17 protein-coding genes are annotated in these 21,909 nt (G+C 33.9%); 7 read left to right on the top strand and 10 right to left on the bottom strand.

Annotation, left to right across the window (positions count from 1 at the left end; genetic code table 11):
- Nucleotides 1-345 precede the first annotated feature (345 nt).
- The 5 genes from B8T70_RS09755 to B8T70_RS09775 form a co-directional block, all read right to left on the bottom strand.
- Nucleotides 346-810 (bottom strand): thioredoxin family protein, encoded by a 465-nt coding sequence (locus tag B8T70_RS09755; protein ID WP_086894721.1) that lies wholly within the window; start codon nt 808-810, stop codon nt 346-348.
- Between the two features lie 379 nt (nt 811-1,189).
- Entirely contained in the window at nt 1,190-3,466 is a 2,277-nt protein-coding gene (locus tag B8T70_RS09760; RefSeq protein ID WP_086894722.1) for a TonB-dependent receptor, read from the bottom strand.
- Between the two features lie 183 nt (nt 3,467-3,649).
- Nucleotides 3,650-4,561 (bottom strand): NAD(P)/FAD-dependent oxidoreductase, encoded by a 912-nt coding sequence (locus B8T70_RS09765; RefSeq protein ID WP_086894723.1) that lies wholly within the window; start codon nt 4,559-4,561, stop codon nt 3,650-3,652.
- Between the two features lie 245 nt (nt 4,562-4,806).
- Nucleotides 4,807-6,015 (bottom strand): GTP-binding protein, encoded by a 1,209-nt coding sequence (locus B8T70_RS09770; RefSeq protein WP_086894724.1) that lies wholly within the window; start codon nt 6,013-6,015, stop codon nt 4,807-4,809.
- Entirely contained in the window at nt 6,012-6,365 is a 354-nt protein-coding gene (locus B8T70_RS09775; RefSeq protein ID WP_086894725.1) for a MerC domain-containing protein, read from the bottom strand. Before B8T70_RS09775 ends, B8T70_RS09770 begins: the two co-directional genes overlap by 4 nt.
- A gap of 85 nt (nt 6,366-6,450) precedes the next feature.
- Here B8T70_RS09775 and B8T70_RS09780 point away from each other — a divergent pair, with 85 nt between their 5' ends.
- The 3 genes from B8T70_RS09780 to B8T70_RS09790 all read left to right on the top strand — a co-directional run bounded on the left by B8T70_RS09780 (nt 6,451) and on the right by B8T70_RS09790 (nt 9,737).
- Complete coding sequence (locus B8T70_RS09780) at nt 6,451-6,828, top strand: Fur family transcriptional regulator (protein WP_039113526.1); 378 nt, start codon at nt 6,451-6,453, stop codon at nt 6,826-6,828.
- 84 nt (nt 6,829-6,912) lie between these two features.
- A complete protein-coding gene (locus B8T70_RS09785) occupies nt 6,913-8,784 on the top strand; it encodes an Nramp family divalent metal transporter (protein ID WP_086894726.1) in 1,872 nt (623 codons plus the stop codon).
- 299 nt (nt 8,785-9,083) lie between these two features.
- Nucleotides 9,084-9,737 (top strand): metal-dependent transcriptional regulator, encoded by a 654-nt coding sequence (locus tag B8T70_RS09790; RefSeq protein WP_039113528.1) that lies wholly within the window; start codon nt 9,084-9,086, stop codon nt 9,735-9,737.
- A 395-nt stretch (nt 9,738-10,132) separates the two neighbouring features.
- Here the strand turns inward: B8T70_RS09790 and B8T70_RS09795 are convergent, their stop codons facing one another.
- The 4 genes from B8T70_RS09795 to B8T70_RS09810 all read right to left on the bottom strand — a co-directional run bounded on the left by B8T70_RS09795 (nt 10,133) and on the right by B8T70_RS09810 (nt 13,452).
- Nucleotides 10,133-10,258 (bottom strand): FeoB-associated Cys-rich membrane protein, encoded by a 126-nt coding sequence (locus tag B8T70_RS09795; protein ID WP_082001810.1) that lies wholly within the window; start codon nt 10,256-10,258, stop codon nt 10,133-10,135.
- Between the two features lie 6 nt (nt 10,259-10,264).
- Nucleotides 10,265-12,364 carry a ferrous iron transport protein B gene (gene feoB, locus B8T70_RS09800; RefSeq protein ID WP_086894727.1) on the bottom strand — a complete coding sequence of 700 codons (2,100 nt, stop codon included), beginning with the start codon at nt 12,362-12,364 and terminating at the stop codon, nt 10,265-10,267.
- A gap of 8 nt (nt 12,365-12,372) precedes the next feature.
- Nucleotides 12,373-12,603 carry a FeoA family protein gene (locus B8T70_RS09805; protein WP_039113531.1) on the bottom strand — a complete coding sequence of 77 codons (231 nt, stop codon included), beginning with the start codon at nt 12,601-12,603 and terminating at the stop codon, nt 12,373-12,375.
- Nucleotides 12,604-12,786: 183 nt separating this feature from the next.
- Nucleotides 12,787-13,452, bottom strand: coding sequence for an SCO family protein (locus B8T70_RS09810; RefSeq protein ID WP_039113533.1), 666 nt, complete (start codon nt 13,450-13,452; stop codon nt 12,787-12,789).
- 238 nt (nt 13,453-13,690) lie between these two features.
- Here B8T70_RS09810 and B8T70_RS09815 point away from each other — a divergent pair, with 238 nt between their 5' ends.
- On the top strand, nt 13,691-15,751 hold the full coding sequence (locus B8T70_RS09815) for a M13 family metallopeptidase (RefSeq protein ID WP_086894728.1): 2,061 nt from the start codon (nt 13,691-13,693) through the stop codon (nt 15,749-15,751).
- A 203-nt stretch (nt 15,752-15,954) separates the two neighbouring features.
- Here the strand turns inward: B8T70_RS09815 and B8T70_RS09820 are convergent, their stop codons facing one another.
- Nucleotides 15,955-16,878: a DMT family transporter gene (locus B8T70_RS09820; protein ID WP_039113536.1), complete on the bottom strand. Its 924-nt coding sequence runs from the start codon at nt 16,876-16,878 to the stop codon at nt 15,955-15,957.
- A 209-nt stretch (nt 16,879-17,087) separates the two neighbouring features.
- Here B8T70_RS09820 and B8T70_RS09825 point away from each other — a divergent pair, with 209 nt between their 5' ends.
- The 3 genes from B8T70_RS09825 (at nt 17,088) to B8T70_RS09835 (ending at nt 21,769) form a co-directional block, all read left to right on the top strand.
- Nucleotides 17,088-19,148: a M13 family metallopeptidase gene (locus tag B8T70_RS09825; RefSeq protein WP_086894729.1), complete on the top strand. Its 2,061-nt coding sequence runs from the start codon at nt 17,088-17,090 to the stop codon at nt 19,146-19,148.
- 417 nt (nt 19,149-19,565) lie between these two features.
- Nucleotides 19,566-20,699 (top strand): SPFH domain-containing protein, encoded by a 1,134-nt coding sequence (locus tag B8T70_RS09830; protein ID WP_086894730.1) that lies wholly within the window; start codon nt 19,566-19,568, stop codon nt 20,697-20,699.
- 8 nt (nt 20,700-20,707) lie between these two features.
- Nucleotides 20,708-21,769, top strand: coding sequence for a hypothetical protein (locus B8T70_RS09835; RefSeq protein WP_086894731.1), 1,062 nt, complete (start codon nt 20,708-20,710; stop codon nt 21,767-21,769).
- Nucleotides 21,770-21,909: the final 140 nt, after the last annotated feature.

The raw sequence follows: 21,909 nt of genomic DNA on the forward strand, positions 1-21,909 counted from the left end.
TAAACTTATTATTTCCCAAACTTGTCCTTCTGATGAAGGAAGTAGCTTGATAATCTTTATAGAGAAATTGAACCGCAACATTTATCAAACTTTTTAATCTGTACAATCTGTGACAAAAAAAAATAACCGCAAAGAACGCAAGGCTTTTACGCAAAGGTCGCAAAGTTTAATAATTCATTTAATCTCTAAAATTCTATTTAATTCTTTGCGAAAGGAATGCGGATTAAACGGATTTAATTTCTAATATTTTAAAAAAATCCGTTTTAATCAGCGTCTTTACTTTAGTAAATCCGTTTCATCTGCGTTCCCTTATAGACAATATAGTATGTAAAATAGAGTAAATACTCAATCTTTGAGTTTCGCTAAAATCAATTCAAAATCTTTAGCATTGCGATAACTTGTATCTTGAAAAATGATTTCGTTTTCGGGATTTAAAACGCAAATAATGGGGTACGTTATTTGATTTTTTACTGTTCCTAATTGAATTGCCAATTCATTAACTCCACTTGAATTTCCGTTTGGCTTATAGTTGAAGGTTTGATTATTAAAACGGATTGTTCTTTTTTCTTCAGCATTAAAATCAACAAAATAGAATTCGGCGTTGAGTTGCGCTATTATTGTTTTGTTCTTGAAAGTTGAATTTTTCATTGCCTGACAATATTTACACCAATCGGTATGGATAAAAACAATGACTTTCCGTTTCTGGATTTGCTGTAAACTATCTATTTGCTCAAACGAATAGGAACTTAGTTGAGCAAAACCTGTTGAGGTAATTGATAAGAAGAAAAGAAATAGAATGAGCTTTTTCATTTGTTTTTTGCTAGTGATTAAAAGGGACGCGGATAAAACGGATTCGCTCAGGCGAAAACGCGGATAAAACCGGATTTTTTATTGTTTTTTTGAAATTTGTCCCGATGCTTCAGGTAATGTCATTAAGTTAAGAAAAACAGCTGCAATACTGTACCGAATAAATCTCACGCAAAGTCGCCAAGCCGCCAAGTTTATGCCTAAAACCTTTGCGCTTTTGCGTCTTTGCGCGAAAATAATTAACTATAATTAGATAAAAGTACTTAACTTAATGACATTGAGCTTGGGGATAGCGTCTTTACTTTTGTAAATCCGCGTCATCTGCGTCCTTTTTTGCTACTAACTTCTTTTAATGTGTGCAATCTGTAGCATAAATTATTCTTTATCTCAAGTTATACCGTAACCCAAAGAAACCTCGTATTCCTTGGTTTGGTCCGTAAACATAAGTCGTGTCGAATGTTAAACCATACGGGTTGCTTGGTGTTACAAGTACAGTTCCGTTTGGTGCGTATTCTACGCTTTTGTCAAATGGATCATTGGTTCTAGAAATCAAGAACGGATTGTTTCGCTTTGGTGTAAAGTTAAGTAGGTTTTTAATTCCTGCGTACAATTCAAAATTTCTCCAACCTGTATACGTAAACTGAATGTTTTGTAAACTATACCAAGGTGAGTTTGGACTTCTTGGGTCGGTATCGCTTAACAATGGTAATTTCATCGGACTGTAAAGGTTTCCAGTATAATCTATTGCTAAATCAATTGGGTCTATTTTATACGAAATGCTCCAAGTTGCTGTGAATTTTTCTGTTAGATATGGTCTTTCTCGAACTCCGTCCTGTACATTAGAAACGTCCATAATTGTAGCGCCAGTAATTAGTTTTAATCCGTTAGTAAAGTTCACGTCAATGTTTGTACTGATTCCCTGACTTACTGCATACCCATTAATATTGTCGTAAATGATTTTGTTTGGATCTGTTACATAATCTGAAACTATCTTATTACTAAATCGAGTATAAAAGGCGGTAGTTTCTATTCCTACGAAAGTTCCGCTCGAAAAGTATATTTTCTTGATGTAGTTTAAATTGGCATTAACCGATTTTTCGGGATTCAGATTGTTTGCAATAACAACTTCTCGTGAACCTGTTAAAGCAGCGTGATCTTCAGTAAATAAATTCACAACTCTATAACCCGTTCCGGCATTAAAACGGAGGATATTATTGTCGTTGAATTTTAGCTTATAAGCAAATCTTGGAGTGATGATATTCCCGTGAATAGAGTTGTAATCGTATCGAAGTCCTAATAGGATTTTGTTTTTTTCGTTGAGTGTTATTTCGTCTTGCAAGAAAATACCAGGCAGCCATGTTTTCTCTGGATTATTCTGACCTTGCAATGATGTCGAAGTTGTATTGTCGTCGTAATAAGTGTAGCGAGATGCAATCCCTGCAAGCAAATCGTTGCTTCCAATTTTCTTGTCCCAGGTAAGTTGAGCAAAACCTATTTTTTGGTTCGCAATATACGATGTAGTTCCGTAGCGACTATCTTGGTAATGAACGTTACCAGAAAAAGAGAATACTAGTTTTTCTTCTGTTGGTAACTGGTAACTTCCTATAAGTTCACCTCGTTTGGTGTAAATACTCTCACCATAAATTTCGTCGCCACCACGATATTTTTTCTCCCAGCGTACATCACCTCCCCAGCGATCTTCATACATTCCGCGTGCGGCAATGGTAAAAAGTCTGTTTTCTTTTCTTTTAAAAGTCCATTTTTGAAATAGAGAGATACGATCTTGCAATGTAACATCAGTAAAACCATCATTGTCATTATCGATTCTTTGGTTATAGTTAAAATAGTTAACCCCTAATAAAGCGGTTGCTTTTTTACCCACGTCAAATTTTACTCCCAAATCTATATTTGTTTCTAACCAACTTGTAGTAAAAACATCGGCGGAGAAAGTCGGTGCATTGGCTGCGCTTTTAGTAATAATATTGATTAATCCACCTACGGCTTCACTTCCGTATAAAGAGGATGCGGGACCTTTTACAATTTCAATTCTTTCTACCAATGAATTCGGAATACCCGATAATCCATAAACGGTCGATAAACTACTTACAATTGGCATTCCATCAATCATTACCGCTGTGTATGGACCTTCCAGACCATTTATATGAATATCTCCTGTGTTACAAACACCACAATTAAGCTGAGGTCGAACTCCATTTACGTTTTGCAATGCTTCATAAATATTGGCGGTAGGATTTTTTTTGAAGAATACTGGTGAATAAACCTCTACAGGTACGGCACTCTCTAATCTTTTTACTGCTTTTAAAGTTCCTGAAATTACTACTTCGTTTAGTTCATTTTCATCATTAGATAATTCAAAATCTAAAATTAGTGGTTGATTTTCTTTAACAGATATGTTTTTGATAATAGTTTGCAAGCCAAGCGATGAAATCTGAATCTTATAATTTCCTTGCGGGATATTCTCTAATTTGTAATTACCTAAACTATCGGTTTGGGTTTTATAATTTGTTTTTAATAATTGAACATTAGCTTGTGGGTTTTCCTGATTTTCGATAGATACTTTTCCAGTAATTGAAGTAGTATTTTGTGAAAATGAAACCTGAAGTATTGAAAACAGTAGTATTGTAAATAAATATTTCATTTTATGTAAATTATATTTTAGACAAATCTAAAAATTATATTCGACAAACAAAATTCTAATGTAAAAAAAGTATAATTTCATATTAAAAAAGCGGTTCATTGTTAAAGATGAACCGCTTACTATCCCGATCGCAAACCAAAACAATCGGGATTCTAAAAAACAAAAATTCAAAAAATGAAACGTTTAATTAAAATCTTCCTCTATAATTTCTTTGTTTATCATTGCGCCAGCAACAGATCCTGAGGAAACGGCCAAAGCAAGAGAACGTGCAAATGTGCTATTGTCGCCTGCGGCATAAATGCCTGGAATTGTTGTTTTTTGCAAAGCATCAACTTTTATTAAGCCTTGCTCGGTCATTTCGCAACCTAATTCTTGTGGTAAAAAGGAATGTTGCTCAAATGGAGGTTTGGCATAAAGAGCTTTAATTGCTGCTTTTGTACCGTTTTTAAAAACTATATTTATTAATTTACCTTCATTGTGCTCGAAATAATCAATTTGTTTTTCGACTATAGCAACATTATTCTTTTTAAGAATTTCGGTTTGTTCTTCGGTTAGTGCTGATGTACCATTTGTGAATAAGGTTAAGCTTTTTGTCCAGTTAGAAATCATCTTTGTGAATTCATATCCAATAGCTTCGTTTGCAATAATGCCGGTTGTTTCATTTTTTACCTCATATCCGTGGCAATATGGACAATGTAATATTGAGATTCCCCAGCATTTTGCAAATCCATTTATCTCTGGAAATAAATCTCTTAGCCCTGTTGTAAAAAGTAATTTTCGGGCAGTATATGTTTCTCCTTTTTCGGTTTCTATCTCAAAAGCGTTTTTGCTTTTTATAACTGCAGTTGCTTTAGCTTCTACGAAAGTTACCGTTGGGTATTTTAAAACTTGCTTTTTTGCTCTACTATTAATATCTGAGGGTTTTTTACCATCGAGGGTTATAAAATTGTGAGAATATGGCGTTTGTTGGTTGCAGGGTTTGCCGCTATCGATTATTAATACTTTCCGTAACGCGCGACCTAAAGCCATTGCTGCTGAAAATCCGGCATAACTGCCACCGATTATTATAACATCATATTTATTATTGTCTATCATAGTTTTATATTTATTGTTTATGAAAAACCTGTTAGGACGACTAATTTTAACACATAGGAACATAGATTTTGCACACACAAAAAAGGCGTTTCACTTGTTTTAACTGCACATAGCTATCTATGTGAAAGAAATATATTTCTTTTTGATTTCTTTTATTTACACATAAAATCTATGTTCCTATGTGTTAAATATTTTTTTGCAACCCGAATGAAAAGCGTATAGACGCAGTAATTGTACCCACCGCGCTATGAAAAGATTCTAGGTATAGGAAAGGGGTCTTTTTTTGAGAAACTTCCTTTTTGATAATCAATAATTTCATCTTCGGAGCAAAGGCACTTTTTAAGTTCTTTGGTGATTTTTTCTTCATTCATTTTTTGACCAATAAAAACGATTTCATTAAGTCGGTCGCCAAAATCGGAAGTCCAGCGTTCTTCGATTATATCCTGAAATTCTACAAAATTGTTATAAGACATGCGCTCGCCAAGCGGCATACTTGCCCACCAAACGCCAGCGCCCTCAGCTTTCATTGATCCACCAGCCTGACTCCAGTTTATGGCTTGTTCAGGACGTGATGCCATCCATAATAATCCCTTACTGCGAATTATATTTGAAGGGAAATCAGATTTAATAAAATGCCAAAACCGATGTGGGTGAAACGGCTTTGGGTCACGAAATACAAACGAACTTATTCCGTATTCTTCGGTTTCGGGTGTATGAATTCCTTCTAACTCTCTAATCCATCCTGCCGAGTTCTCGGCTTCTTCAAAATTGAATAATCCTGTATTTATAATCTCTGTCGGATTTACTTTGCCTAAAACTGAAGTAAGTATTTTGGCAACGGGATTTAGTTTCTGAATATAAACTTTAAGTGTTTGTAGTGATTCAGGAGGTATTAAATCTGTTTTGTTCAGGATAATAACATTGGCAAATTCTACCTGATCTACCAAAAGATTTACAATTGTTCGGTTATCGTTTTCTATATCAGATACATTTCGTTCTTGTAATGTTTCATCAGAACTAAAATCTTTGAAGAAGTTTAAACTATCTATAACCGTAACCATTGTATCGACATAACTAAACCGCGATAAATCGATATTTTCATCTTCATTTACAAAAGAGAATGTTTGTGCAACAGGAATGGGTTCGCCAATTCCAGTGCTTTCGATAAGTAAATAATCAAAGCGATTTTCTCTGGCAAGCTTTTCTACTTCAATCATTAAATCTTCTCGTAAGGTGCAACAAATGCATCCATTGCTCATTTCGACTAGTTTTTCTTCGGTGCGCGATAATGTGTGCTCATTTTTTACAAGTTGCGCATCAATATTTACTTCGCTCATATCATTAACAATCACAGCGACTTTTAAACCTTCTTTGTTGTGAAGTATGTGATTGAGCAAAGTTGTTTTTCCGGCTCCAAGAAATCCGCTTAATACAGTTACAGGTAGTTTTTTCATTGTTCTGTTTTTTTATGGCTTCTGTAATTTAAAAAATGACCGATTATCATTCCAATTCCTCCAATAAAGATTAAATAGGAATGTACATCTAGTACTATTTCTATGAGAATACTTATAAAAATGAGGGTTAAAGACAGAATAAGGATACTACTTACCAAAAGATTGGATTTCTTTATTATTTTTACAACAGCAAAGAATCCTATTGAAACAAATAATAAATCGATTAAGGGATTGTGATTAAGTCCTAAAGGAAGGATTGTAATGACAGGGAAAATTAAGCAATGTATCAGGCAAATAGATGCGCTCGAAATTCCTAATAAGTCCCAATTAAAGGTTGTTTTTGTTTTCATTATCTTGTATATTTGCTTAATGCAATGATGTTGCAAATATAGAAAATTATTTTAAATGCAACCATGTTGCGTTAATATTTTACATATGAAAGTTACCCGTAATACCGCGGCTAAGGGAGCCATTTTAGAATTAATTACCAATTCAGATTCGGCTTTGTCCCATTCAGAGATTCATAAACTAACCCAAGATTTATGTGATCGTGTTACCATTTATAGAATTTTAGACCGATTAGTGAATGAAGATGTTATTCATAAAATCGTGAATCTTGATGGTACTATTAAGTATGCCAAATGTCATCATGCAAACCATGTGCATATTCATAATCATGTACATTTTAGTTGTGAAAAATGCTTAAAGGTTACTTGTATGGAAAACGTGCAGCCAAGCTATATAATCCCTCGTAATTACAAAGTCAATGATGTAAACTTTACTCTTTCGGGATTGTGTCCGAATTGTTTATAAAACTATTTAACATTTAGACAAGGCTAAAAAAAATATTTGAGCAATGCTATTTTTGTATATATTTGCTTTAATAATTTTTATGAAATGACTAAATCTCTTGAAGAAGTTAACCAATCGGTTCATACGCAAAATAAAAAATCTGTTTTTAGAAAAATATTAGCATTTTTTGGCCCGGCTTATTTGGTGAGTGTGGGTTATATGGACCCAGGAAACTGGGCGACTGATATTGCAGGAGGAAGTCAGTTTGGGTATGCCTTACTTTGGGTTTTGTTAATGAGTAATTTAATGGCTTTGTTGTTGCAAAGTCTTAGTGCCCGATTAGGAATCGTAACCCAACGCGATTTGGCACAAGCTTCGCGAGAAACTTATTCTAAATTCATTAATTATATATTATATATTCTTGCCGAAGTAGCTATTGCAGCCTGCGATCTTGCTGAGGTTTTAGGAATGGCAATTGGTATTAATCTATTATTTGACATTCCGCTTATTGAAGGAGTTTTAATAACTGTTCTTGATACTTTCCTGTTGCTATTTCTTATCAATAAAGGAATCCGAAAAATGGAAGCTTTTATCATTGTACTTGTTGCAATAATTGGTTTTTCTTTTGTTTTCGAAATGATTTTTGCTGAGCCTGAACTAGATAAAGTATTATACGGATTGATTCCATCTTTACCAAATTCTGCGGCACTATACATTGCCATCGGAATTATCGGAGCTACGGTAATGCCACACAATTTATACCTGCATTCCTCATTGGTGCAAACCAGAAAGTTTGACCGAAGTCCAGCTGGAATCAAGCAAGCATTAAAATATAATCTTATCGATTCGACAATTGCACTTAATCTCGCGTTTTTTGTAAATGCAGCTATTTTGATTTTAGCCGCAGCAACTTTTCATCGTAACGGAATGTTTGAGGTAGCCGAGATTCAGGATGCACATAAGTTTTTAGAACCACTTTTAGGAACTAAGTGGGCGCCAATACTCTTTGCAGTAGCCTTAATTGCTGCAGGGCAAAGCTCTACAATAACAGGAACTTTAGCAGGGCAGATTGTTATGGAAGGGTATTTGAATCTTCGTATTCAGCCTTGGGTGCGACGTATTATAACACGTTTAATAGCGATTGTTCCGGCTGTAATCGTAATCTTGATTTATGGCGAGAGCGTCACGGGCAAATTATTGATTCTAAGTCAGGTAATCCTGAGTTTGCAATTGGGGTTTGCTATTATTCCGTTAATCCATTTTGTGAGTGATAAAACCAAGATGAAGGGATTTCATATTAGCCGATTAACTCAGGTTACGGCATGGATAATTGCCTCAATCATTGTTTCATTAAATGGGAAATTGGTTTTTGATGAAATAAGCGGTTGGTTAGCAGCTTCAGATAATCCTATTGTGCTTTGGCTTACCGTTGTTCCTCTGGCAATTGCTTTTATGGTCCTGTTACTTTATATCGTTGTGAAACCATTTGTTGCCAAAGCAAAATCTAATATACAAAATCATTCGCCTCATAATCTTAGCTTGCATTTTTCTGTAAAAGAAACGTATAACAAAAAGAATATTGCCATTACAGTAGATTTCTCTAATGCTGATGAAGCTGCAATTAATAGCGCTTTTGAGTTGGGAGGAATAGATGCAAATTATACTTTAATTCACGTGGTCGAAACTGTTGGTGCACATATGTACGGTCAGAATGTAGATGATCATGAAACTACAATCGATGAAAAACTTTTGCTAGAATATAAAGAGATGCTCATGGTAAAAGGATTTAAGATTCATACCGAACTTGGATTTGGTAAACCAAACAATATCATCCCAATCATTGTAAACAAAGGAAGTTTTGATATTCTGGTAATGGGAACTCATGGACATACCGGGTTTAAAGATTTGATTTTTGGTACGACAGTCGACAAATTGCGTCACAAAATTTCGATACCTTTGTTTATTGTTAAAAAATAGTTCTTTTATAAGGGAAAAGGTTCAGAGATGCAAAGAGACAAAGGTTTCCCTTAGTATCTAAAATCACTCCTATGATTTCGGGCTAAAATTAAAAATAAAATAATCTTTTCATTAGGGAGACAAAGATTCAGATAAGCAAAGACGCAAAGTTTTCCCAGAATCTGAAATCTAAAATCGACATTCTAAAATCTAAAATCAAATAATTTTTTCATTAGGGAGACAAAGATTCAGATAAGCAACGACGCAAAGTTTTCCCAGAATCTGAAATCTAAAATCGACATTCTAAAATCTAAAATCAAATGACCTTCTCAGAAGAAAACTATCTTAAAGCCATTTATCATTTAACCACTTCCTCTGAAGCTGAGGTTAGTACGAATGCTATTGCCGAAATGATGGAAACAAAAGCCTCATCGGTAACAGATATGCTTAAAAAACTATCCGAAAAGGATTTAATAAATTATAAAAAATATCAAGGCGTTTCATTAACTGATAATGGGAAACTAGCGGCAAAGATGATTGTTCGCAAACACCGATTGTGGGAAGTGTTTCTGGTAGATAAACTTGATTTCTCTTGGGATGAAGTGCATGATATAGCGGAACAATTAGAACATATTAAATCAGAACAATTAATCAATAAATTGGATGATTTTCTGGGTAATCCAACCGAAGATCCACACGGAGATCCAATTCCCGATGCACACGGTCGAATCATTAAAGTCGAAAAGCAATTGCTTTCAGAACTTGTAGAGAAACAGGTTGGTATTTGCGTAGGCGTAAAAGATACTTCGTCAGAATTCTTACAATATTTAGACAAACAAGAAATTGCTTTGGGGTCTAAAATTGAATGTGTATCGAAAGAAAGCTTCGATCAATCATTGAAAATCAAAGTAAATGATAAGGAATTGACGATTTCTAATAAAATTGCTTCGAATCTGTTTGTGAAGTTAGTTTAAGGGAGAGGTTCAAAGGAGCAGAGTGGCGAAGGCGCAAAGGTTCTTTGAGAAAGGTACAGAGGTGCAGAGGTTCAAAGACGCAAAGGTTTTCTGTAGAGACGCACCGCAGTGCGTCTACGTAATATAGGTTTCCCATAATGTGATTGTATGTCAGGCAGAGTCGAAGCCCAATACGTCTTTCCCAAAAGTTATTGAGTATATATACTATTCCATAAAATAAAGCAACACTAATGTTGTTATTCTAGTCTAGAACTGTATGTGGCTCAATTACAGAGGTTTCAATTTAAATAAAAATTCAAAAGGTTCAAAGATTGTCGAGTTTATACATAAACCGAGCAACCTTTGAACCTTTGTTTCTTAGTACCTCAGAACCTTAGAGCCTCAGTACCTTTCTCCTAGTGACATCCACAGTCATTTTCTCCGCAGTCACCCTTTTTCTTCTTAGGTTTCCAGAAAAACTTACGAATTAAAAATGCTATAGAAATGAATAAAATTCCGAATGCTATTATTTCCTGTATCATGATACATTATTTTAGTAATTGAAAAGCTATTAATGCAGTAATGTATGCGAAGCCTGTCATTAATACAAGCTGAACCATTGGCCATTTCCAAGAGTTTGTTTCTTTTTTGGTAATTGCAAGTGTACTTGCACACTGTAATGCAAAGGCATAAAAGAGTAATAGTGAGATTCCTGAAGCAAAATTAAAGATTTTCTCACCCGTTTGAGGGTTGATTTCTTCCTGCATTTTACTTTTTATAGTAGCTTCATTATCGGTACCACCCACACTATAAATAGTTGCAAGCGTTCCCACAAACACTTCTCGGGCTGCAAATGAGCTTATGATGGCAATACCAATTTTCCAATCGTATCCTAAAGGTGATATCACTGGTTCGATAGTTTTACCCATTAAACCGATATAAGAGTTTTCTATTTTTTGAGATGCAACCGCTTCTTCATATTCAAAGTCGCTTAGAGGCTTCTCTTTGTGTCTTTCGGTTACGATAGCTTCAGCATCATTAAAGTTCTTTCCTGGTCCGTATGAGGCTAAAAACCATAAAATAACCGATATCGCCAAGATTATCTTTCCTGCACCAAAAACGAATGCTTTGGTTTTCTCAACAACATTAATGGCAACGTTCTTGAATAATGGCATTTTGTAGTTTGGCATTTCGACTACAAAATACGTTTTGGATTTTATTTTTAGTATTTTATTTAAGATATAAGAAGATAAAATTGCCATTCCGAAACCTAGAAGATACAACAACATCAATGTTAAACCCTGCATATTAAGCACTCCAAAAACACGCTCGTCTGGTATTACCAATGAAATGATAATCGCATAAACAGGCAATCTGGCCGAGCAAGTTGTAAATGGTGTTACAAGAATAGTGATCAATCGTTCTTTCCAGTTTTCGATATTACGAGTAGCCATAATTGCCGGAATTGCACAAGCAGTTCCCGAAATTAAAGGCACAACGCTTTTTCCTGATAATCCAAATTTACGCATGATTTTATCCATAAGGAAAACTACACGGCTCATATAACCACTTTCTTCGAGTATGGAAATAAAGAGGAATAAGAAGGCGATTTGTGGGATAAATATTAAGATTCCTCCTATTCCAGGAATAATTCCTTGAGATAATAAGTCGGTTAAGATTCCGCTTGGTAATCTTTCAGCAGCCAATGCACTTAATGATGCAAATGTACTATCGATAAAGTCCATTGGTATTGTTGACCATTGGAATATTGATTGAAATATGATAAACAAGATGGCAAAAAATATAGCGTAACCCCAAACTTTGTGAGTTAATATGCGGTCTAGTTTTGCACGGAAATCTTTAGCAACAGTATGGTCAACTTTTAAACCTTCTTTTAAAACATCATTTATAAATTGATATCTCTTGATGGTTTCTTTTTGCTGTAAACGTTTTAATTCAGAATGCGATTTGGTAAATGTGCTTCTGATTTCGTTTCTATCCAAGTTTAAAAAATTCACATCTTGTGTAATCACCAACCACAATTTGTATAATAACTGGTTTGGGAAAGCGTGTTGTAAACTCTTAAAATACTCTGGGTCAATAACCGATGCGTTTAAACACGGTTCGTTCGGAATGTTTTTATAATTAACAATCAGGTTTTTAAGCTCATCGATTCCGTGACCTTTACGAGAACTTATTAAAGCAATTTTTGTTTTTAAATGTTCTTCAAGATAGGGGATGTCAAGCGTAATCCCTTTAGATTCCATTCTATCAGCCATATTAATAACTAATATAGTCGGAATTTCAAGGTCTTTTATCTGAGTATAAAGGAGTAAATTTCTTTTAAGATTTTCTACATCTGTAACAACAAGTGCTACATCTGGATATAATTTGTCGTTTTTGTTTAACAAAAGTTCAATTACCACATTCTCATCAATAGAGCTGGCATTTAAACTGTACGTTCCCGGTAAATCGAGAATGTTGGCTTTAATGTTATTTGGCAATTTGCAAAATCCCATCTTTTTCTCAACAGTAATTCCCGGATAGTTTCCTACTTGCTGATTAAGACCTGTTAATTGATTAAAAACTGAAGTTTTTCCTGTATTTGGATTACCTATTAAGGCAACGTTTATATTTTGAATGTTCATTGCAAATTCTATTTGATTATTTCTACTTCTATTACACGTGCTGTTTCTATGCGAATAGCCACATGCGAACCATTAATATTCAAATATAAAGGATCTCCGAACGGAGCAATTTGAAGCAATTCGACCATGTTACCTGGCAAGCAACCCATTTCTAATAATTTCAACGGAACTAAATCAATATCAAATTCTTTGATAATGGCTTTTTCGCCTTTTTTCAGGGTGTGGATAGATTGTTTCAAGTTTATTTAGATTGAATTAATATTGCAATATTAGTCATTTAATATTTATTTAAAGCCGTTTTGCCCTATGGTTTCAATGTTTTAAGATATAATTCACATATAGGATTGGCTCTGCTAAAAGTTAAATGAAAACCATTTATTCAGAGATTTAACGATTTTGAAAGAAAATTTAAAATCGAAAAGTTATTCGGTACACAAAAAGTTAATATCTTCTATAAGTTTTTGAATATCTTCTTTTTTGGTTCCGTCATAAAAACCACGTACGCGTCTTTTTTGATCTACCAAAACAAAGTTCTCTGTATGCACCATATCGTACAATTGATCAGGTCTTCCTAGTTTTACAGCCAAATATGATTTTCGAGCCATGGTGTAAATTTCTTTTTTGTCGCCAGTAACCAAGTTCCATTTACTATCTACAACACCGTTTTTTACAGCATATGCTTTTAGAACAGGAATACTATCGGTTTCTGGAAATACAGTATGCGATAGCAACATTACTTTAGGATTATCTAAAACCGCTTTTTGAACGTCGGCAAGATTTGCTGTCATTTTAGGGCAGATAGAACCACAAGTAGTGAAAAAGAAATCGGCTACATATATTTTTCCATCATAATCCTTTTGAGTAATCGTATCACCATTTTGATTTACAAACGAGAAATCGGCAATTGTATGGTACTTGCTTTTGTATTGCATGGTGCTATCAACCAGTTCTGGATTTACATCGGCTGGATTAAAAATAGGCAATGTTTTCTTCGGTTTTAATGCTGAATAAAACAACGAAATTGTAACGGCTGAAAATACGAATAGGACCAAGAAAAATTTCCTGTACTTGTAGAGTAAAGATTTCATAAACAAAATTTGGTGCAAAAGTACAAAAACCTCTTTTTAAATACGGTAACATTGTTTTTTTTAACCAAATTATAGGATGTGATTTCTGCCAAGAAGATAAGAATGTATTGTAATATTTATTGTTTTGTTATGAAACAACTAAAGATTTCCAGTTTTTGAAACTAAAAATCGTACAATCGTTAACATTTTATTCAAAATAATAACGATATGTTTGTGAATACTAAACTTAAAAACAAATATGAAAAAACAAGTTAATAGACATTTGTTGTTTGCAATTCCTGCAATGTTAGGATTTGCAATGTGTCAAGCTCAAAGCATGGCACCGAAAACATCAGGCATTGATATTTCTTTAATGGATAAAAATGTTAAACCAAGTCAGGATTTCTTTAGATATGTAAATGGGACTTGGCTGGATAAAACCGAGATACCTAGTGATAGAAATGCTTGGGGAAGTTTTAATGAACTACGTCAGAAAACAGACAATGATGCTTTGGCAATTTTGAAAGAAGCTTCAAAAAGTCAAAAATATAAATCGAATACAGATCAAGGAAAAGCAATCGCTCTTTTTAATACAATCTTAGATACAGTTGGAAGAAATAAGAGAGGAATTACGCCGCTGCAACCTTACTTAAAGAAAATTGATGCTATTAAAAATGTAGTCGATTTACAGAATTTCTTAGCAGAGATGGAATCTCAGGGTGGAGTTGGTTTCTTTGGATTTTATATAAGTGCTGATAAAAAGAACAGTAATGTTAATGCTATTAGTTTAAGTGTAGGTCGATTAGGACTGTCGGATAAAGATTATTATGTATCTGAAGATAAGGATTCTAAAGAGAAACGTGCTAAGTATGAACTCCATATTGCAAGAATGTTGCAATTAATAGGTGAGACTCCACAAAAGGCTAAAGAAAACGCTACTCAAATCTTAGCTTTAGAAATAGCTATGTCTGCACCAAGATTAGACCGTGTGGAACGTAGAGACGGAAGATTGCAATATAATCCTACGGCTGTTGCAGATCTTAAAAAAATGACTCCTGCAATACAGTGGGATAAATACCTAACAGGTATAGGAATGGCAAAAGTAGATACGATTATTGTAACGCAACCTCGTTACATGAAAGCATTACAAACCATTTTTACCGAAAATAAAGTAGGCGCTTGGAAAGAATATTTAAAATGGAGTATTTTAAATAAAACATCTTCACAGTTAACTACTCAAATAGAAGATGCTAGTTTTGATTTTTACGGGAAAACATTAACAGGAGCTATAAAGCAACGTCCAGCAGAAGAAAGAGCACTTCAGGTAATAAACCAAGTGGTTGGAGAATCTTTAGGTAAACTATATGTTGAAAAAATGTTTCCAGCTGAAGCTAAAGTAAAAGCCGAAAAAATGATTCAGAATGTAGTTTTGGCGTACCAAAACCGTATTACTGATTTGCCATGGATGTCAGCAGAAACTAAAACTAAAGCAATTGAAAAGCTGAATAAGATTGCCATAAAAATTGGTTATCCTGATAAATGGAAAGATTACAGCGAGTTGGTTATTAAAGATGTGTCCGAGGGAGGAAGTTATTTTGATAATAGCATCAACCTGGCTAAATGGAACTATAATCAAGATATTGCTAAATACAAAAAGCCAGTTGATAAAACGGTATGGGGAATGTCTCCGCAAACGGTAAATGCATATTACAACCCATCGTATAACGAAATTGTATTTCCAGCAGCTATCTTACAACCTCCATTTTACAATTATCAAGCAGATGAAGCTGTGAATTATGGCGGAATCGGTGCAGTAATTGGTCATGAAATTTCTCATGGTTTTGATGATTCGGGTGCACGTTATAATGCAAACGGTAATCTAGTTGACTGGTGGACAGCAGATGATTTAAAACAATTTACAGCTTTAGGAACTGCATTGGCAAACCAATATAGTGCATTAGAACCTTTACCAGGAATTCACGTAGACGGAAAGTTTACCTTGGGTGAAAACATAGGCGATTTAGGTGGTATTAATGCTGCTTATGATGGATTGCAATTGTATCTAAAAGCCAATGGAAACCCTGGATTAATAGATGGTTTTACACCAGAACAACGTTTCTTTATATCTTGGGCAACAGTTTGGAGAACTAAGAGTCGTGATGAAGCAATCAAAAGTCAGGTTAAAACAGATCCACACGCTCCGGGAATGTACCGAGCTTATGTACCATTACAAAATGTAGATGCTTTTTATAATGCATTCTCTATAAAACAAGGAGATGGTATGTATATAGAACCATCAAAACGAGTTAAGATTTGGTAAAATAAAAATACAAAAACGGCTGTCTTTAATAAGGCAGCTGTTTTTTATTTAAGTATTAAGTACCTAAAAGCAATTTCTTTATTATTAAATACTAATATCAGGAAAAGGCTTTGCGATACTAAAGGTAAAACCTAAAAAGTCCAACAATCTAAGGAGTCTAAGTCAGTCTAAAAATCTAAGCAAGTCTAAACAGTCTAATTAGTCTATTTCTTTATCTTCCTAATAGAAGAGTTTACTAAATACAAACCAATTAAAGTTACCAAAACTCCTATGACAATGGCAAGAGTAAGCGTTTCGTCAAAAAGGATGAAACCTAATAAAATGGCAACAATAGGATTAATGTAGGCATAAATACTACTAACTTCTTTTGGTAAATGCTGCAATGTATAGATAAAAGCAATAAAGGTTAAAACCGACCCGATAATTACCAGATACCCAATAGACCACCAAGAGGAAGCAGGGATTTGATTTAGAGGAATATTAGTTCCAGTTGTTTCGGTTATACCAAAAAGAATACAGCTCGAAATAAGCATTTGCAATCCTAAACTAAAATAAGGATTAAAGCTAGCTGCTTTTTTCATGGTATGTAAAATCCCGAAAGCCCAAGTTATGGTTGAAGCAACGGATAAAAAGATTCCGAATTGGAATTGAGGGTTTAAGAAATCAGAAAGGTGATCTATAAAAATGATACAAACACCTACAAAACAAATTAAGATTCCCGCAACGGCAAGTCGGGCAATGCGTTCCCCTTTAAAAAAACAAATTACAACAATCCATATTGGGAAAATAGCACCAATAATGGCGCCCAAACCACTGCTAATATATTTTACGCCCCAAGTGCTTAAACCATTACTACAAACAAAATTTAAGATACTTAAAACCAGGATAGTTTGCCATTGTTTTCCTTTTGGCCAAGGTTCTTTCTTGAGTATGAAATAACCAACATATAAAATTCCGCCCATAAACTGTCGGATAGTTGCGAGTTGCAACGCAGGCATATGTTTTACGCCTTCTTTGGATGCCAGCCATGTTGTTCCCCAAAAAAAACTAACCCAGCATAAAGCAAGTATTGGTAAACCAATAGATTCTACTTTGTTAGAAAATGCCTGCTGAATTTTAGCTCTCACGTACTGATCGTTTTATGATGTAAATATTCAGAAATAATTTTGAATTAATATCATAAAATTGCTTTTTTGCTTACATTTTTTAATCTAAATATGTAACAAATTTTCAAAAGACAGACCAATCGATTACAAACTTAAATCTAACAAAAATTAACATTTTATTCAAAATAATAACAATAAGTTTGTGAGTAACTATAAAACCTTATTTAAAAATGAAAAAGAACAATAGTAAGAATTTGCTATTTGCAATACCGGCAGTGTTAGGTTTTGCAATGTGTCAGGCTCAAAGTCAGGCGCCTTCGGCATCTGGAATTGATGTATCCTTAATGGATAAAAAAGTTAAGCCAAGCGAAGATTTCTTCCGTTATGTAAATGGAACTTGGTTAGACAAAACTGAAATTCCTAAAGACAGAACTACATGGGGAAGTTTTAATGAATTGCTGAAGAAAACAGATGCAAATTCGTTAGCTATTTTAAAAGAAGCATCGAAAGATCCAAAATATAAATCGAATACGGATCAAGGAAAAGCAATAAATCTTTTCAACGCAATCCTGGATACTGTTGGAAGAAACAAACAAGGAATCACGCCTTTAAAACCATATCTTAAAAAAATCGACGCAATAAAGAATGTTGCTGATTTAGAGAAGTTTTTAATTGAAACGGAACCTATTGGCGGAATTGGATTTTTTGGAGTTTACGTAGGAGCTGATGAAAAAAACAGTACTAAAAATTCTGTAAGTCTTGGTTTAGGTAGATTAGGTTTACCGGATAAAGATTATTACACATCTGAAGAAAAAGACTCAAAAGAAAAACGTGAAAAATATGTACTTCACGTAGCTAGAATGTTGCAATTTATAGGAGAAACTCCTGCAGCAGCAAAGCAAAATGCTGAGAAAATATTAGCATTAGAAATCGAAATGTCTAAACCAAGATTAGATAGAGTAGAACGCAGAGATAGCAGATTACAGTACAATCCAACTTCGATTGCTGATTTGCAAAAAATGACACCAGCTATTAACTGGAAAAATTACCTTACAGGAATTGGAATGGCTAAAGTGGATACTGTTATTGTTCTGCAACCAAGATATATGAAAGCTATGGAAACTATTTTCAAAGAAAACAATATAGCAGCTTGGAAAGAATACATGAAATGGTCTTTATTAAGTGCATCATCATCACAATTATCTACTGATATTGAAAGTGCAAACTTTGATTTCTACGGAAAAACTTTAACTGGAGCGATTAAACAACGTCCACGTGAAGAAAGAGCACTTCAGGTTGTAAACCAAACTATTGGTGAAGCTTTAGGTAAATTATATGTAGAGAAATTATTTCCAGCTGAAGCTAAAGCAAAAGCAGAGAAAATGATTCAGAATGTAATTTTAGCTTACCAAAACAGAATAAACAATTTAACTTGGATGTCTGCTGAAACTAAAGTTAAAGCGATTGAGAAATTAAACAAGATTACTATAAAAATTGGATACCCTGATAAATGGATAGACTACTCAGCTTTAGAAGTTAAAAGTCTTGCTGAAGGCGGAAGCTATTTTGAAGACATGAAAAACTATTCTAAATGGAGTTTCAATAAAGGACTTTCTGATTTACCTAAACCTGTTGATAAAACAGAATGGGGAATGTCTCCACAAACTGTAAATGCATATTACAACCCATCGTATAACGAAATTGTATTCCCTGCAGCTATTTTACAACCTCCATTTTATAACTACGAAGCAGACGAAGCTGTAAATTATGGTGGAATTGGTGCTGTAATCGGTCATGAAATTTCTCATGGTTTTGATGATGCTGGTGCTCGTTATAATGCAGAAGGAAACCTTGTTGATTGGTGGACAGAAAATGATTTGAAAGAATTTACAAAATTAGGAACTGCTCTTGCAGATCAATATAGTGCATTAGAGCCACTTCCGGGAGTTCACGTAGATGGTAAATTTACTTTAGGTGAAAACATTGGAGATTTAGGTGGAGTAAACGCTGCTTACGATGGTTTACAATTGTACTTAAAAGCAAATGGTAATCCAGGTTTAATCGACGGATTAACTCCAGAGCAACGTTTCTTTATTTCGTGGGCTACGGTTTGGAGAACTAAAAGTCGTGATGAAGCTTTGAAAAATCAAGTAAAAGTAGATCCGCACTCTCCAGGAATGTACCGTGCGTATGTGCCTATCCAGAATATGGATTCTTTCTATGAAGCATTCTCTATTAAAAAAGGAGATAAAATGTACATAGAACCAGAGAAAAGAGTTAAAATCTGGTAATATCAAGTTTATAAAAAAAAGGGGCTGCTTTATTAAAGCAGCCCCTTTTTTTTGAGGTTCTAAGGTTCTAAGGTTCTAAGGTTCTAAGGTTCTAAGGTTCTAAGGTTCTAAGGTTCTAAGGTTCTAAGGTTCTAAGGTTCTAAGGTTCTAAGGTTCTAAGGTTCTAAGGTTCTAAGGTTCTAAGGTTCTATAAAAAAATCCGTTTTTTACAAAACGGATTTTTTTATTTATACGATTTTGTTTTGTAATCCTGCAAGGTTTCTTTTAACCTTATAGGACTTGTACATGCTCTAAATTGACACATTTTCTAATTATCTTAATTGGCTCATTAACTTATTTGCCTCTTTTTAAATTTAACTCACTTTAAAAGAAAACAAATTATTCTTACATTTGATTTCTAAATTAATTAGATTTAAAATGGGGATATTTGATAGGTTAAAAAATGAGTTTCTAGATATTATCGAATTTATAGATAATAGCAATAACACTCTTGTTTACAGATTTGAAAGATTTCAGAACGAAATAAAGAACAATAGTAAACTTATTGTTAGAGAAGGCCAACAAGCCATCTTTATGAATGAAGGTAAGATTGCCGATATTTTTAACGCAGGAACTTACAATTTAAATACCCAAAACTTACCTATTTTATCTACTTTAAAAGGCTGGAAATACGATTTTAACAGTCCATTTAAAGCAGAGGTTTATTTTATAAACACTCGAAATTTCATCGACCAAAAATGGGGAACAAAAAACCCTTTAATTTTAAATGATGATCGTTTTGGAATGCTCGAAATTAGAGCCTTTGGAACTTATACTTTTAAAATTGTTGATGCTCAAAAATTCATATTAGAAATTGTTGGTACTGACGGGCATTTTACTACCGAAGAAATTAACGAACAATTAAAAAGCATAATAGTATCTCGTTTTACCGATGCTATAGGCGAAGCCAACTTACCTATAGAATCTTATGTAGGCAACACTAGTGAGCTTTCGGCTACTGTCTTTACTATCATGAAAGATGATTTTGCTGCTTACGGAATTGAGCTTAGCAAATTCTTACTTGAAAATACTTCTATGCCAGAGGATGTTAAGAAAGAGATTTTTGAATTAAGTCGTCTTAACAAGATCGACATGAAAAAGTTTACGCAGTATAAAACAGCTCAATCTATTGAAAAAGCTGCCGAAAATCCATCTGGAATAGCTGGAACTGCCTTTAGTTTTGGAACTGGTATGAATATGGCGAGACAAATGATGCAATCTTTTGAAGAGCCTTTTCAAACAAGCTCTTTCTCCTCTTTTTCGAGTCATCAGATGCCTCCTCAGGCACCACCGCCTTTACCAACAACGGGAATAACTTATTTTGTAGCTATAAATAATGCGCAAGCTGGACCTTTTAACGAAAATCAGATTTCGCTTTTAATAGAAAAAGGACAATTATTAGCTGATACTTTGGTATGGAATCAAGGAATGACGGGATGGGAAAAAGCATCTAGTGTTCCTGGATTGCAAAACTTATTTTCTCAAACTCCTCCTCCTCTACCTAACATCTAATTTATAAAATGGAAAACGCCGAAATTAAAAATGAAACATTAAAAGCTTTCGACTGTAATAATTGTGGAGCTGGATTAAAATATAAGCCTGGAACAACTGCCTTAATATGCGAATATTGTAATACCAAAAATAACATCCCACAGGAACAAACGATTATTGAAGAAAATGATTTTGTAGCTTATCTTGAAAAATTAGAGTCCGAAAATTCAGTTGTTGAAGAAACGTTACAATGCAAAAGTTGTGGTGCTGCTTCGACTATAAATATAAATTCAAAATCTTCGGATTGTCCGTATTGCAACACTCCATTAATGGATGGCAATAAAAAAGAAGATAAAACTATAAAGCCTCAATATTTATTGCCTTTTAAAATAGACAAACAAAAGGCATCTCTATTGGCTTATAATTGGGCAAAAGACACTTGGTTTACAAAAAAAATCCAACCGTCTTCTATCGATTTATCTGGGGTTTATGTTCCTCATTGGACATATGATATGCAAACCAGTACAAATTATGCGCTGGAAAGAAAACAAGTAAACGGTAACAATACTTATACGCAATCTACTTCGGGGAATCTTTCTCTCTCTTTTGATGATGTTGTGGTTCCTGCTTCTGGAACTGTAGATGCTAGTTTGCTAACAAAAGCAGGTCCTTGGATTACCAAGAATCTTGTTAATACAAACGACCAATATCTGAGTGATTATATTGTAGAGAAATATAAAATAAGTTTAAAACAAGGTTTTTACGTAGGTAAAAGAGCTGTTGACGAAGCTATTCGTCAAAAAGTAAGCTCTCAATTTGGAATAGGCAGTAATACAACAATTAAGTCTATCCAGAGTCAATATCATAATATAAAATTCAAACATATTTTATTACCACTTTATGTTGTTACTTATGATTATAATGGCAAAAAAAATATTCTTTACATTAATGGTAATACCGGAGTTGTAGCTGGCATAAGACCTAAGAGCCCTATTCATAATTTTTTTAAGAAAGTTGCAATAGTTCTTTTTATAATTACAGGTGCTCTTGTATTACTACTTATTTTATTGACTTGGTTCGGTGCTGCTTAATGGGATAATGTCTCAATGAGAAAATGAGAAAATTAGATAATTATAAACCCGATAGATCTAAAAGCCTATCGGGTTTGTTTTTTTTATAATCCTGCAAGGTTTTAGAAACCTTGTAGGTATTATTCTAATTTTGTTGATGC

It is taken from the genome of Flavobacterium sp. AJR (assembly GCF_002156885.1).
Lineage (GTDB): Bacteria > Bacteroidota > Bacteroidia > Flavobacteriales > Flavobacteriaceae > Flavobacterium.